Raw genomic sequence first — 13,683 nt, 5'->3', positions numbered from 1 at the left:
AGCGGTGTGCGGGTGCGGTGGACGTGCGCGATGAGTCCACGGGAGTGTCCTTCCCCGAGATCGCCGTCGATCTCGTATCCGGGTCGAGGCCGGGTCCCCGCGTCGTCGGGGGACGCCCGGGAAATGTGACCCATGTTACAGTGGCCGCATGTCGCGCTCGAGCTTCCTGGGGTGGCCGGTCATCCGGCAGTTCCGGTCCGGCGACGTCACCGGCCGGGGCCGGTCCGTGACGTCCGAGCGCACCCGGGCGATCACCTCGCGCACGGAGGAGGCGGACACCGTCGCGCAGAGCGTGTGCCCGTATTGCGCAGTGGGCTGCGGTCAGCTCGTCTACGCCAAGGACAACAGGGTCATCCAGATCGAGGGTGACCCCGATTCGCCCGTGTCCCGCGGCCGCCTGTGCCCCAAGGGCGCGGCGAGCGAGCAGCTCGTCAACCAGTCCGGCCGCCTCACCCGCGTCCTCTACCGCGCCCCGAAGGGCACCGAGTGGCAGTCCCTCGACCTCGAGACCGCGATGGACATGATCGCCGAGCGCTTCCTCGAATCGCGCCGTCGGCACTGGGAGGACCGTGACGCCGACGGCCGCCCGCTGCGCCGCACCATGGGCATCGCCTCGCTCGGCGGGGCGACGCTCGACAACGAGGAGAACTACCTCATCAAGAAGCTCTTCACCGCGGCGGGAGCGATCCAGATCGAGAACCAGGCCCGCATTTGACACTCCGCCACGGTTCCCAGTCTGGGAGCCTCGTTCGGACGAGGGGGCGCCACGCAGTCCCTGCAGGACATGGCCAACGCCGACTGCATCGTCATCCAGGGCTCGAACATGGCCGAATGCCATCCCGTCGGGTTCCAGTGGGTCGCTGAGGCCAAGGCGCGCGGCGCGAAGGTCATCCACGTCGACCCCCGCTTCACCCGCACCACCGCGGTCGCGGACAAGCACGTCCCGATCCGGGCGGGCTCGGACATCGTGCTGCTCGGCGCGCTCATCAACCACGTGCTGAGCAAGGGCCTCCACTTCGAGGAGTACATCCGGGCCTTCACCAATGCCGGGACGATCATCAACGACGAGTACGGCGAGCCCGAGGACCTCGGAGGACTGTTCTCCGGCTTCGACCCGGAGACCGGCGCCTACGACCTCGCCTCCTGGTCGTACGCCTCCGCCGACGGCTCCGGTCGCCCGGTGCCGCCCGGCGCCCCGGCCGCCGTCGACCCGACGCTCACGCACCCGCGGTGCGTGTTCCAGATCCTCAAGCGCCACTTCCAGCGCTACACCCCGGAGCTCGTCGCCGACGCCTGCGGCATCTCCGGCGAGGACTTCGCCTACCTCGCGAACGCGATCACCGAGAACTCCGGGCGCGAGCGCACCACGTGCTTCGCCTACGCGGTCGGCTGGACCCAGCACACCCAGGGCGCCCAGTACATCCGCACCGCCGCGATCCTCCAGCTCCTGCTCGGCAACGTCGGCCGCCCCGGCAGCGGCATCATGGTACTGCGCGGGCACGCCACGATCCAGGGCTCGACCGACATCCCGACCCTGTTCAACCTGCTGCCCGGGTACCTGCCGATGCCCAAGGCCGGCACCCACGACACCCTCACCGACTACCTCGACGCGGTGGGCACCAAGGAGCAGAAGAGCTTCTGGGCGAACACCGACGCCTACCTCGTCAGCCTGCTCAAGGCCTGGTGGGGCGACGCGGCGACGGCGGAGAACGACTACGCCTACGACTACCTGCCCCGGCTCACCGGCCCGCACGGCACGTACCAGACGCTGATGAGCATGCTCGAGGACCAGGTCGAGGGCTACTTCATCCTCGGGCAGAACCCGGCGGTCGGCTCGGCCAACGGCCGCCTGCAGCGCCTCGGGATGTCCCACCTCAAGTGGCTCGTCGTCCGCGACTTCTCCCTCATCGAGTCCGCCACCTGGTGGAAGGACGGGCCCGAGATCGAATCCGGGGAGCTGCGGACCGAGGACATCGACACCGAGGTGTTCGTGCTGCCGGCGGCCAACCACACGGAGAAGTCCGGCAGCTTCACCCAGACCCAGCGCATGGTGCAGTGGCGCCACCAGGCGGTCACCCCGCCCGGCGACTGCCGGAGCGAGCTCCAGTTCTTCCACGAGCTCGGCCGCCGCCTCCGTGCCCGGCTCGCCGGCTCCACCGACCCGCGGGACCGGCCGCTGCTCGACCTCACCTGGGACTACCCGACCGACGAGCACGGCGAGCCCGACGCCGAATCCGTCCTCGCGGAGATCAACGGCTCCCACCTGAGCGGGGAGCAGGCCGGGCAGCCGCTGAGCGCCTTCACCGAGATGCGCGCCGACGGGACCACCTCCGGCGGCTGCTGGATCTACACCGGGGTCTACGCCGGCGGGGAGAACATGGCCGCCCGCCGGGTGCCCGGACAGGACCAGGACGAGATCGCCTCGGAATGGGCGTGGGCGTGGCCGGCGAACCGCCGCATCCTCTACAACCGGGCGTCGGCCGACGCCGAGGGCCGCCCCTGGTCCGAGCGCAAGAAGCTCATGTGGTGGGACGCCGAGGCCGGCCGCTGGCAGGGCCCGGACGTCGCCGATTTCTCCGTCGACCGGGACCCGCGCGCGGAGTCCGCTGCGGGAGCCTCCGGCCCGGCCGCGCTCGGCGGCACGGACGCATTCATCATGCAGCCCGACGGGCGGGCATGGCTGTTCGCCCCCACCGGCATGATCGACGGTCCGCTGCCCACCCACTACGAGGCGCAGGAGTCGCCGGTCGCCAACCCGGTCTACCCGCAGCAGCAGAGCCCCGCACGGATCATGTTCCCGCGCGCGGGCAACATGTTCGCCCCGAGCGCCGGGGCGCCCGGGGCCGAGGTGTACCCCTGCGTGTTCACCACCTACCGCCTCACCGAGCACCACACCGCCGGCGGCATGAGCCGCTGGCTGCCGTACCTGTCCGAGCTCCAGCCGGAGATGTTCTGCGAGGTCTCGCCCGAGCTCGCCGCCGAGCGCGGGCTGACCCCCTACGGCTGGGCGACGGTGATCTCCCCGCGCGCGGCGATCGAGGTGCGCGTGCTCGTCACCCGCCGGATGACCCCGCTCACCATCGGCGGGCGCACCGTCCACCAGATCGGCCTGCCCTACCACTGGGGCGTCGGCGGCGACGCCGTGGTCTCCGGGGACTCCGCCAACGACCTCATCGGCATCACCCTCGACCCGAACGTGCAGATCCAGGACTCGAAGACCGGCTCCTGCGACATCATCCCGGGCCGCCGTCCGCGCGGCACGCAGCGCGAGGCCCTCGTCCAGGAGTACCTCGCGCGCGCCGGGGTGACGACGGCCACCGACAGCACCGTCATCACCGCCCCGGACGTCACCGCCGGCACCGAGACCCCGGTGGACGCCGGCGCCCCGCAGAAGGGCGACCCGGCGGAGAGCGGCGAATCGCACGCACTCCGCGCCGAGGAGGACGCCGGGGAGCACGAGCCCGGCGGCACCGCCTCCGTCGACCGCTTCCCCGCCGGCGGGAGCGAGCCGGGTGAGCCGGGACCGGAGGCGGCCGCAGGCAAAACGATCGATGCCGACACCCCCGAGGCCGGAGGCCCGGACCACGACGGCCCCGGCCCCGCGGGTGCGGGCGCAGGCCCCGAGGAGGACCGATGACCACCCGACCGGTATGGACCGATCCCGCCGCCGAGGTGCACTGGCCGCCGGAGCACGCGCGCAAGGGCTTCTTCACCGACACCTCGATCTGCATCGGCTGCAAGGCCTGCGAGGTCGCGTGCAAGGAGTGGAACCGCAACCCGACCGACGGCGACTTCGAGATCCTCGGCTCCTCCTACGACAACACCGGCGGGCTCGGCGCGAACACCTGGCGCCACGTCGCCTTCATCGAGCAGGACCGGGAGCGGATCGAGCAGGCCCGCGAATCCGGCCGCCGGCTCGTGTCCCTCGGGATGCCGCAGGTGGGTCCGCCCGAGGCGCGCACCGGCCCGGGTGCCGCGCCGGGTGCCGATGCCGGGCCGGGAGCTGCCGCCGCCTCGGCCCCGGTCGACGTGCTCGGTGGGCTCGCCGACGGCACGGTGTCGACCGCCGATCCGACCGGGCCGGGCGCCGGGATGGGAGTCCCTGGGACCGGAGTCCCCGGAGCCGCCGGGGTCGACACCGCCCCGCCGGACACCCCCGAGTTCCGCTGGCTCATGTCCTCCGATGTGTGCAAGCACTGCACGCACGCCGGCTGCCTCGACGTGTGCCCGACCGGCGCCCTGTTCCGCACCGAGTTCGGCACGGTCGTCGTCCAGGCCGACATCTGCAACGGCTGCGGCACCTGCGTGGCCGGCTGCCCGTTCGGGGTGATCGAGCGCCGCGACGACGGCACCGTGAGCCCGAAGACCGACCGCGACGGCCGCGCCCGCCGCGAGCAGGACGTGCCGCATGCCGGCACGGCGAACAAGTGCACGCTGTGCTACGACCGGCTCGTCGACGGCCTCACCCCGGCGTGCGCCAAGACCTGCCCGACGACCTCGATCAAGTTCGGCGACCACTCGGACATGGTCGACTCCGCCGAGGACCGGGTGCGCAACCTCCACGCGCAGGGCATGACCGAGGCGCGCCTCTACGGCGCGAACCCGGCCGACGGGGTGGGCGGCACCGGCTCGGTGTTCCTCCTCCTCGACGAGCCCGAGGTCTACGGCCTGCCGCCGGACCCGCGCGTGCCGACGAAGGACCTGCCGCAGATGTTCGCGACCGCCGGCATCGCCGCGGCCGGGATGATCGCCGCCACCGCCCTCGCCTTCCTGTCAGGACGCTCATGACGCTCTCCGAGTTCGACAGCTACCGCCCGCCGGAGACCCGCCGGCGGCGCCGCTCCGTGCTCCGCGCCCCCCAGGACGGGTTCGCCCGCAGACGCCGCCGCCCGGGAGCGGGGACGAACGACGGCTCGCGGGAGATGCCGGTCGTCGAGGACGTCGAGTTCACCTCCTACTACGGCCGGCCGATCGTCAAGCCGCCGCCCTGGGGGCACGAGATCGCCGCCTACCTGTTCCTCGGCGGGCTCGCCGGCGGCTCCGCGCTGCTCGGGCTCGGCGCGCAGCTCACCGGCCGCGTCGCCCTGCGTCGGAGCACCCGGCTCACCGCGCTCGGTGCGGCGGGAGCCGGCGCGGTGTTCCTCATCTCCGACCTCGGCCGGCCCGAGCGCTTCCTCCACATGATGCGCACCGTGAAGATCACCTCGCCGATGAGCCTCGGCTCCTGGCTGCTCGGCGCCTTCAGCTCCGCCGCCGGCGTCGCGGCCGCCGCCGAGGTCGACCGCCTGCTCGGGTCCCGCCTGCCGCTCGGCCCGCTGCGCGGCCTGCTCCGCGGGGCCGCCGGTCCCGCCGGGGCCTGCGCCGGGCTGCTCGGCGCACCGCTCGCCGTCTACACCGCCGTGCTCCTGTCCGACACCGCGAACCCGACGTGGAACGCCGCGCGCCGGGAGCTGCCCTTCGTGTTCGTGAGCTCGGCGAGCCTCGCCTCCGGCGGGATGGCGATGCTCACCACAGCCCCCTCCCAGACCGTGCCGGCCCGGGTCCTCGCGGTGCTCGGCGTCGGCGGGGACCTCGCGGCGATGGCGCTCATGCAGCGGCGCATGCACCCGGCCGAGGCCGAACCGTTGCACACGGGTGCTGCGGGCACGAAGCTCCGCTGGGCCGAGCGGCTGGCGATCGCCGGGGGCATCGGCACGATCGTCGGCGGCGGGAACCGGATGGCAGCGGGTGCGGCGGGTCTGGCCCTGCTCACCGCCTCCGCGCTCACCCGGTTCGGGGTGCTCGAGGCGGGCATCGAGTCGACCAGGGACCCCCGCCACGTCATCGAGCCGCAGAAGGCCCGCCTCGCCGCGCGTCGCGCCGCGGGCATCACCCACGACTCGATCACGACGACCGGGTGAGCCGTGCCGGCGGGCACGGCGGGTCCGGGGCGGCTCGGTGCCGACCGGACACCGCCTCGGCGCCGGCGGTCGCTCAGCGGATGCTGATCCCCGGCCCTGCCGTCGTCTCACCGATCACCGGGTAGCCCGGCACCTCACCGACGACGAGCAGCCCACCGGAGGTCTGCGCGTCGGCAAGGAGCAGGAGCGCGTCCTCACCGATCCCGGGCCCGGGATCGAGGTGGTCGCGTACCCAGTCGAGGTTGCGGCGGGTGCCGCCGGACACGAACCCGTCGGCCAGCGATTCCCGCGCCCCGTCGAGCACCGGCACCGCGGCGGCATCGATGACCGCACCCACTGCGGAGGCGCGGACCATCTTGAACAGGTGGCCGAGCAGGCCGAAGCCGGTGACATCGGTCGCTGCCCGGGCGCCGGAACCGAGCGCGGTCTGCGCGGCGTCGCGGTTGAGTGCGGTCATCGTCGCGATCGCCTGGTCGAACACCTCGCCGGTGGCCTTGTGGCGGTTGTTGAGGATGCCGAGGCCGATCGGCTTGGTCAGCGTGAGCGGGAGCCCCGGGGCCGCGGCGTCGTTGCGGAGCAGGCGCGCCGGATCGGCCGTCCCGGTCACCGCCATCCCGTACTTGGGCTCCGGATCGCCCACCGAGTGCCCGCCGATCACCGGCACGCCGGCCTCCTGACCGACCGCCAGACCGCCGGCGAGCACCTGGCTCAGCAGCTCCATCGGCAGCACGTCGCGCGGCCAGCCGACGAGGTTGATCGCGACGACCGGGGTACCGCCCATCGCGTAGATGTCCGAGAGCGCATTCGCCGCGGCGATCCGCCCCCAGTCGTAGGCGTCGTCGACGACGGGGGTGAAGAAGTCCGCGGTGGAGAGCACCGCGAGGTCCTCGCGCACCCGCACGGCGGCTGCGTCGTCGCCGTCGTCGAGGCCGACGATGACGTTCTCGGAGCGCTGGCCGGCGAGTGCGGCGATCGCGTCCTCGAGCTCGCCCGGCGGGATCTTGCACGCGCAGCCGCCGCCGTGGGCCATGCCGGTGAGCCGGATGCCGGGTGCGACCGCGGGGGCGGGCGCCGGGACGTCCCCGGCGGCCTGCGCGTCCGTCGAGGTCCCGATGCTCCGATCGCCGGGGGATGATGATGTCTGCGTCATGGTGCCAGTCTCGCCCGGCACCTCGGCGGCGTCCACCCCCTGCGGCAGGAACCGGCCGCCCGCAGGGTGGCCGCGCGTTCGGGCCCGCTGCACCCGGCTCGGGCCCGCTGCACCCGCTCGGCGGTTCCGCTGCACCCGCTCGGCGGTTCCGCAACCGCGATCCGCGCCGGTGATAGGTTGCACACGGAGGCGTCCGGGTCCTGGTGGGCCCCCCGGTCTTCAAAACCGGTGAGACCGAGCATCTCGGTCTGGCGGGTTCGATTCCCGTCCGCCTCCGCCACGATCCGCGCGCGGCCCGCCGCGCACATCCGCCGGAGGAGGGGGGAGCGATGGAGGACCCGCGCCGTCGGATCCCGCGCACCGACCACCTGCTCGCGCTGCCCGCCGTCCGCGCCGCCGCAGAATCGCTGAGCCTGCCTGTGGTGCGCGGGCTCGTGCGCGGGATCCAGGACCGGGCCCGCCGCGGGGAGATCGCGCCGGCCGCAGTCGAATCCGAGGTCATCGCCGCCGTCTCCGCGCGCCGCGCCTCCTCCCTCAGCCCCGTGCTCAACGCCACCGGGGTCGTCGTCCACACGAACCTCGGCCGCGCACCCCTGTCCGATGCCGCCCGGCAGGCGCTCGCACAGGCCGCCGGCTACGTCGACGTCGAGCTCGACCTCGCCACCGGCACGCGCTCGGGCCGGGGTGCGGCCGCGCGCGCCGCCCTGCTCGCCGCCTGCCCGGCGGCCGAGGATGCGCTCGTCGTCAACAACGGTGCCGCCGCCCTCGTCCTCGCCACCACCGCGCTCGCCGCCGGCGCCGAGGTCGTCGTCGGCCGCGGGGAACTCATCGAGATCGGAGCGGGTTTCCGACTGCCGGACCTCATCGCCTCGACCGGCGCCCGCCTCCACGAGGTCGGCACCACCAACCGCACCTACCCGGCCGACTACGCCGCCGCGCTCGGCGCGGTCACCGGCTGCGTCCTCAAGGTCCACCCGAGCAACTTCCGCGTCTCCGGGTTCACCGCCGAGGCCACGATCACCGAGCTCAGCGGCCTGTGCCGGGAGCACGGAGTGCCGCTCGTCGCCGACCTCGGCAGCGGACTCCTCGCCCCCGACCCCGTGCTGCCGGAGGAGCCCGACGCCGCCGGTGCGCTCGCCGCCGGCGCCGACCTCGTCATCGCGAGCGGCGACAAGCTGCTCGGCGGCCCCCAGGCCGGGCTCCTCCTCGGCCGGGCCGAGCTCATCGCCCGCCTCGCCCGCCACCCGCTCGCCCGCGCGGTCCGCGCCGACAAGCTCACCCTCGCCGCGCTCGAGGCCACCCTCACCGGTGGCGAACCCCCCGTCGCCCGCGCCCTCCACGCCGACCCTGCCGAACTGCGTCGCCGCGCCGAGGCGCTCGCCGCGGCCCTGCGCGAGACCCTCCCCGACGGCCCCGCCGGGGACCGACCCGGTGAGATCGGGTCCTCCGCGATCGAGGTCGTCGCCCACGACGGCCGGGTGGGCGGAGGCGGCGGTGCCGGGGTGCCGCTGCCCGGGTGGGCGGTCGCGCTGCCGGTGGCCGCTGCCGGCCCGCTGCGCACCGGGACCCCGGCCGTGCTGCCCCGGGTCCACGAGGGGCGCTGCCTGCTCGACCTCCGTTGCATCCCCGATTCCGACGACGCCCGGGTCCTCGCCGCGGCCCTCTCCGCGCTCGCGGGTCTCGGGGCTCCCGGGACGAACGGTGCTCCCGGAACGGATGGTGCGGGGGAGCCGGCATGAGCTCCTTCGTCGTTGCCACCGCGGGCCACGTCGACCACGGCAAGTCCGCGCTCGTGCGCGCCCTCACCGGGATCGAGCCCGACCGCTGGGACGAGGAGAAGCGCCGCGGCCTCACCATCGACCTCGGCTTCGCCTGGACGACCCTCCCCTCCGGCCGCGAGGTCTCCTTCGTCGACGTGCCCGGTCACGAGCGCTTCCTCGGGAACATGCTCGCCGGCCTCGGCCCCGCTCCGATCGTGTGCTTCGTCGTCGCCGCCGACGAGGGCTGGATGCCCCAGTCGAGCGACCACCGCGATGCGCTCGCCGCCCTCGGGATCGAGCGCGGGCTCATTCTCGTCACTCGCGCCGACCTCGCCCCGGACCGGGTGCCCGCCGTCATCGCGCAGGCCCGCCGCGCGCTCGCCGGAACCGGACTCGCCTCCGCACCGGCGCTCGGGGTCTCCGCGCTCACCGGCGCCGGTCTCGACGAGCTGCGCACCGCCCTCGACGCCGTGCTCGCCGAGGCCCCGCAGGGATCGCCCGAGGACCGGGTCCGGCTGTGGATCGACCGCGCATTCACCATCGGCGGGGCCGGCACCGTGGTGACCGGGACGCTCACCGCCGGCTCCGTGGCCGCCGGGGATCGCCTCGCGCTGTGCGGGAGGGACCTGTCCGGGACGGTCGACGTGCGCGGGGTCCACAGCCGCAGCACCCCGATCGAGCGGGCCGAGCCGACCGCCCGCGTCGCGGTCAACCTCCGCGGTGCCCAGGCGGGGTCGGTGCACCGGGGCGACGCTCTCCTCACCCCGGACGCATGGTGGGAGACCGACGTCGTCGATGTCCGCGGCACTTCGACCGGCAGCGGTGCCGGGACCGGCCCCGGGACGGTCGACCTCACCGGGCTCGCCGAGCACCTCACCGTCCACCTCGGCACGGCCGCCGTGCGGGCGCGCCTGCGGCCCTTCGACGCCCGCCACGGCCGGCTCCACCTCGAGCACGCCCTGCCGCTGGCGGTCGGGGACCGGGCGGTGCTCCGCAACCCGGGATCGGAGGCGCCGCTGGCCGGAGCGGAGCTCCTCGACGTCGATCCGCCGCAGCTCGGACGGCGCGGCGCCGGCGCCCGGCGGGCCTCCGCCCTGGCCCGGATGACCGCGGACGGGGACCTCCTCACCGAGGTCCGCCGCAGGGACGCGATGGCCGACGCGCACGTCCGGCGCCTCGGCATCACCGTGCCGGACCCCCTGCCGTCCGAGGTGCGGGCGGTCGGTGACCTGTTCGTCGCCGACGAGGCGCTCGCGCGGTGGGCCGCCGAGCTCGGGCGTGCCGTCGCCGCCGATTCCGCCCGGGACCCGCTGTCGGCGGGACTGCCGCTCGGCGCCGCGCAGGACCTCCTCGCTCTGCCCGACCCGCGGCTGCTCGCCGTCGTCGCCGACCGCGCCGGGCTGACCCGGGACGTCGGGCGGCTGCGCGCCCCCGGACAGGCGGACGGCCTCGGCCCGGCGGAGGCCGGCATCGCCGCGCTCGAGCGGCGGCTGCGCCGGGACCCCTTCGCGGCACCGGAGGCCGACGACCTCACCGGCTGGCGCCTCGGTGCCCGGGAGCTCGCCGCCGCAGCGCGCCTCAGCCGGGTGCTGCGGCTGCCCGACGGGGTGGTGCTCCTGCCCGACGCCCCGGCACGGGCCATGCGCGTGCTCGCCGGCCTCGACCAGCCCTTCACCGCGAGCACGGCCCGGCAGGCGCTCGGCACCACCCGCCGCGTCGCGATCCCGCTGCTCGAGCACCTCGACTCCCGGGGCTGGACGCGGCGCGTCGACTCCGGCCGGCGCGAGGTCGTGCGCTGAGGAGCGCGTCCGCTGAGCCCGCGCAGGCGGGGCGAGGGTAGGATGACCTCGGCATCCGAGAACCGAGAAAGGCGAGTCGTGACCGATATCCTCAGTGAGTTGAAGGCCCGCGATCTGGTGGCGCTGTCCACCGACGAGGAGGCGCTGTCCCAGGCGCTCGACGCCGGGCCGCTCAACTTCTACATCGGCTTCGACCCGACCGCGCCGAGCCTCCACATGGGCAACCTCGTCCAGCTGCTCTTCGCCCGCCGCCTCCAGCAGGCCGGGCACAACCCCTTCGCCCTCGTCGGCGGTGCCACCGGCCTCATCGGCGACCCGCGGATGTCGGGGGAGCGCACCCTCAACGAGCGCGAGGTCGTCGAGGGCTGGGTGGAGCGCATCCGCAGCCAGATCGAGCGGTTCCTCGACTTCGACGGGCCGCACGCCGCGCAGGTCGTCAACAACCTCGACTGGACCGGCGATCTCAGCGCGATCGACTTCCTCCGCGACATCGGCAAGCACTTCTCCGTCAACCGGATGCTCGCCAAGGAGACCGTGTCCGCGCGCCTCAACAGCGAGCACGGGATCTCCTTCACCGAGTTCTCCTACCAGATCCTCCAGGCGCACGACTTCCTCCAGCTGCACCGCCGCCACGGCGTCGTCCTCCAGCACGGCGGATCCGACCAGTGGGGCAACCTCACTGCCGGCACCGACCTCGTGCGCCGGGTCGAGCGGGTCTCCGCCCATGCGGTCGCCACGCCGCTCATGACGAAGGCCGACGGCACGAAGTTCGGCAAGACCGAGTCCGGCACCGTCTGGCTCGATCCGGAGCTCACCAGCCCCTACGCCTTCTCCCAGTTCTGGCTCAACGCCGACGACCGCGACGTCGTCAAGTACCTCAAGGTGTTCTCCCTGCGACCGCTGGCGGAGATCGAGCAGATCGCGGCGGACTTCGCCGAGGCACCCCACAAGCGGCTCGCCCAGCGGGTGCTCGCGGAGGACGCGACCACGCTCGTCCACGGCGAGCAGCAGACCCGGCAGGCCTTCGCCGCCGCCGAGGCGCTGTTCGGCTCGGGCACGCTGGCCGAGCTCCAACCGGCCACCCTCGACGCCGCGACCCGCGAGCTGCCGACGGCGGAGGTCCCCGCGTCCGAGGTGTCCGCCGGGTTCCCCGTGGTCGACGCCTTCGCCGCCGCCGGGATCGTCAAGTCGAAGAGCGAGGCGCGGCGCGCGGCCAAGGACGGCGGCGCCTACGTCAACAACGTCAAGGTCGCAGGCGAGGACCAGGTGCTCACCACCGCCGACGTCCTCGACGCCGGGGAGGCCGGGGTCGTCCTGCTGCGCCGGGGCAAGAAGAGGCTCGGCGCGGTCCGCGTCATCGGATGAGGACGGTGCGGGTGGCGAGTGCGGTGAGCCGGAGCGGCCGACGATGACGGTGCCGCAGCCCGATGATCCGCGTGCTCCGCTGTCCCCTGCCGGCAGTCCGCCGGCACCGCGCTCGGGTCCTCCCGCCGGGGTGACGAGCCGTTCGCCGGTCCCGGTTCGCGCGGCACCGCCGGCGGAGTCCGGATCGCCGCGCGGGGTCGCGGTGTTCGCCGTCATCGCACTCGCCCTGCCCTGGCTGCTGTGCCTGCCGCTGTGGATCACTGCAGTGGATCTGGCTCCCGGAACCACGCTGGGTGCCGCGGCCGCCGCGCCGAGCGGCCCTGGCGACACCGATCCCGGAGCCGTGCTCGCGATGCTCCTGCCCCAGATGCTCGTCGGCCTCATGATGTTCGCCCCGAGCATCGCCGTCCTCGTCGCCGGGCGCTGGGTCGACGGGATGCCGTGGCGCCGTCTCCTCGTCGCAGTCGGGCTCGGCACCGTCCGCACCCAGCCCGGCTTCCCGCCGGCACGACGTGGTGCGGCGCGCCTCATCGGCGTCCTCGCCCTCGCCCTGCTCGGCACCTGGGCGATCGCCGGTGCCGCGCTCGTCACGGCGTTCCTCGTGTCCGACGCCCGGCCGCAGCTCGCGGGTTCGGTCTTCGAAGCGCTCACCCGGGGTGAACCCCTCACCGTTGTCGTCGTGGCACAGCTCGTCGGGGTGGTACTCGGATCGTTCGTCAACACGGTGCCCGCCGCGGGCGAGGAGATCGGCTGGCGCGGGTATCTGCAGCCCGCCCTCACCGCGCGCCTCGGCCTCGTGCCGGGGCTGGTGCTCGGGGGAGTGCTGTGGGGAGCGTGGCACGCACCGGTCCTCCTGCTCGGCTACAACTTCGGGCTCTACGACCTCCGGGGCGTCGGGCTCATGTGCATCGCCTGCGTGCTCCTCGGGGTGTGGCTCGGCTGGCTGCGCGGGGTCTCCGGTTCGGTGTGGCCGGCCGCGCTCGCCCACGGTGCCTTCAACGCCGCGGCCGGGCTGCCGCTCCTCTTCCTGCCGGCGGCCGGGGAGTTCGATGTCATCCGTGCCGGGCCGCTCGGGCTCGCCGGGTGGATCGTGATGGCGCCGCTCGCCCTCGGGCTGGTCGTCGTGACGCGCCGGGCCGCGCGGAGAGCGCAGCGCCGGGCGGCGGATGCCGCGCTCCTGGGCGGAATCACGCGCGCCGACGAACACGGATGAACCCCGGTTGAACAGTGCGTGACGGAGGTCACGGGATCTCGAGTTGCGCGGGGCGCGGGGAGTCAGTAGGTTAGTACCTGTTGCTCGACGGAAACACCGAAGCGAGCGGGCCGGATCGGTCGGATACGAACCGATCACAGCGCCCCGCTTCCACTGGAACGACAGAAGAGCAGCACCCGATGAAGTCTCTCGGCGGACATCCGCCGGCTGATGGAATGTGGCTCAGGTCACAGCAGATACGACTTGCGCAGCAGGTCGGCTCGGGTCTAGAATAGGAACTCGGCCGCGCTGCGGAGAACACAACGGAAACGTTGGGTGAACTGCGGACAGCGTCTGTTCTTTGAGAACTCAATAGCGTGTTTGTTTGTTTTTGTGATGCCAGTTTTTTTGTTGTAACTGGTTGATTGAAAATATGGTGGAGAAATCATTTTCTCTGTCTTTTTCTTTTGGCTGGGATTGTATTTTTCTTATGGAGAGTTTGATCCTGGCTCAGGAC

Annotated in this window: 7 protein-coding genes, 1 tRNA gene and 1 pseudogene; 8 read left to right on the top strand and 1 reads right to left on the bottom strand. The window is 73.5% G+C overall.

Annotated features, from left to right (window positions below; genetic code table 11):
- Positions 1 to 148: 148 nt before the first annotated feature.
- The 3 genes and pseudogenes from fdnG to nrfD form a co-directional block, all read left to right on the top strand.
- Positions 149 to 3,376, top strand: a pseudogene (gene fdnG, locus ABD883_RS00045) (formate dehydrogenase-N subunit alpha); the annotation flags it as partial.
- A 257-nt stretch (positions 3,377 to 3,633) separates the two neighbouring features.
- Positions 3,634 to 4,788: a 4Fe-4S dicluster domain-containing protein gene (locus ABD883_RS00040; protein ID WP_137320033.1), complete on the top strand. Its 1,155-nt coding sequence runs from the start codon at positions 3,634 to 3,636 to the stop codon at positions 4,786 to 4,788.
- Positions 4,785 to 5,900: an NrfD/PsrC family molybdoenzyme membrane anchor subunit gene (nrfD, locus tag ABD883_RS00035; protein WP_345028899.1), complete on the top strand. Its 1,116-nt coding sequence runs from the start codon at positions 4,785 to 4,787 to the stop codon at positions 5,898 to 5,900. The genes ABD883_RS00040 and nrfD overlap by 4 nt, the downstream gene beginning before the upstream one ends.
- 73 nt (positions 5,901 to 5,973) lie before the next feature.
- Here the strand turns inward: nrfD and selD are convergent, their stop codons facing one another.
- Complete coding sequence (gene selD / locus ABD883_RS00030; protein ID WP_137320031.1) at positions 5,974 to 7,050, bottom strand: selenide, water dikinase SelD; 1,077 nt, start codon at positions 7,048 to 7,050, stop codon at positions 5,974 to 5,976.
- A gap of 185 nt (positions 7,051 to 7,235) precedes the next feature.
- Here selD and ABD883_RS00025 point away from each other — a divergent pair.
- The 5 genes from ABD883_RS00025 to ABD883_RS00005 all read left to right on the top strand — a co-directional run bounded on the left by ABD883_RS00025 (position 7,236) and on the right by ABD883_RS00005 (position 13,187).
- Positions 7,236 to 7,330 (top strand) — tRNA-Sec (locus tag ABD883_RS00025).
- A gap of 49 nt (positions 7,331 to 7,379) precedes the next feature.
- Positions 7,380 to 8,789, top strand: a complete 1,410-nt coding sequence (selA, locus tag ABD883_RS00020) for an L-seryl-tRNA(Sec) selenium transferase (RefSeq protein WP_345028895.1) — start codon at positions 7,380 to 7,382, stop codon at positions 8,787 to 8,789.
- A complete protein-coding gene (gene selB, locus ABD883_RS00015) occupies positions 8,786 to 10,609 on the top strand; it encodes a selenocysteine-specific translation elongation factor (protein WP_345028894.1) in 1,824 nt (607 codons plus the stop codon). Before selA ends, selB begins: the two co-directional genes overlap by 4 nt.
- Positions 10,610 to 10,687: 78 nt before the next feature.
- On the top strand, positions 10,688 to 11,974 hold the full coding sequence (tyrS, locus tag ABD883_RS00010) for a tyrosine--tRNA ligase (RefSeq protein WP_345028892.1): 1,287 nt from the start codon (positions 10,688 to 10,690) through the stop codon (positions 11,972 to 11,974).
- 43 nt (positions 11,975 to 12,017) lie between these two features.
- Complete coding sequence (locus ABD883_RS00005; protein ID WP_345028890.1) at positions 12,018 to 13,187, top strand: CPBP family intramembrane glutamic endopeptidase; 1,170 nt, start codon at positions 12,018 to 12,020, stop codon at positions 13,185 to 13,187.
- Positions 13,188 to 13,683 lie beyond the last annotated feature (496 nt).

The organism is Brevibacterium pityocampae, from assembly GCF_039541555.1.
Classification (GTDB): domain Bacteria; phylum Actinomycetota; class Actinomycetes; order Actinomycetales; family Brevibacteriaceae; genus Brevibacterium; species Brevibacterium pityocampae.
This window is presented reverse-complemented; position numbering and strand designations above follow the sequence as displayed.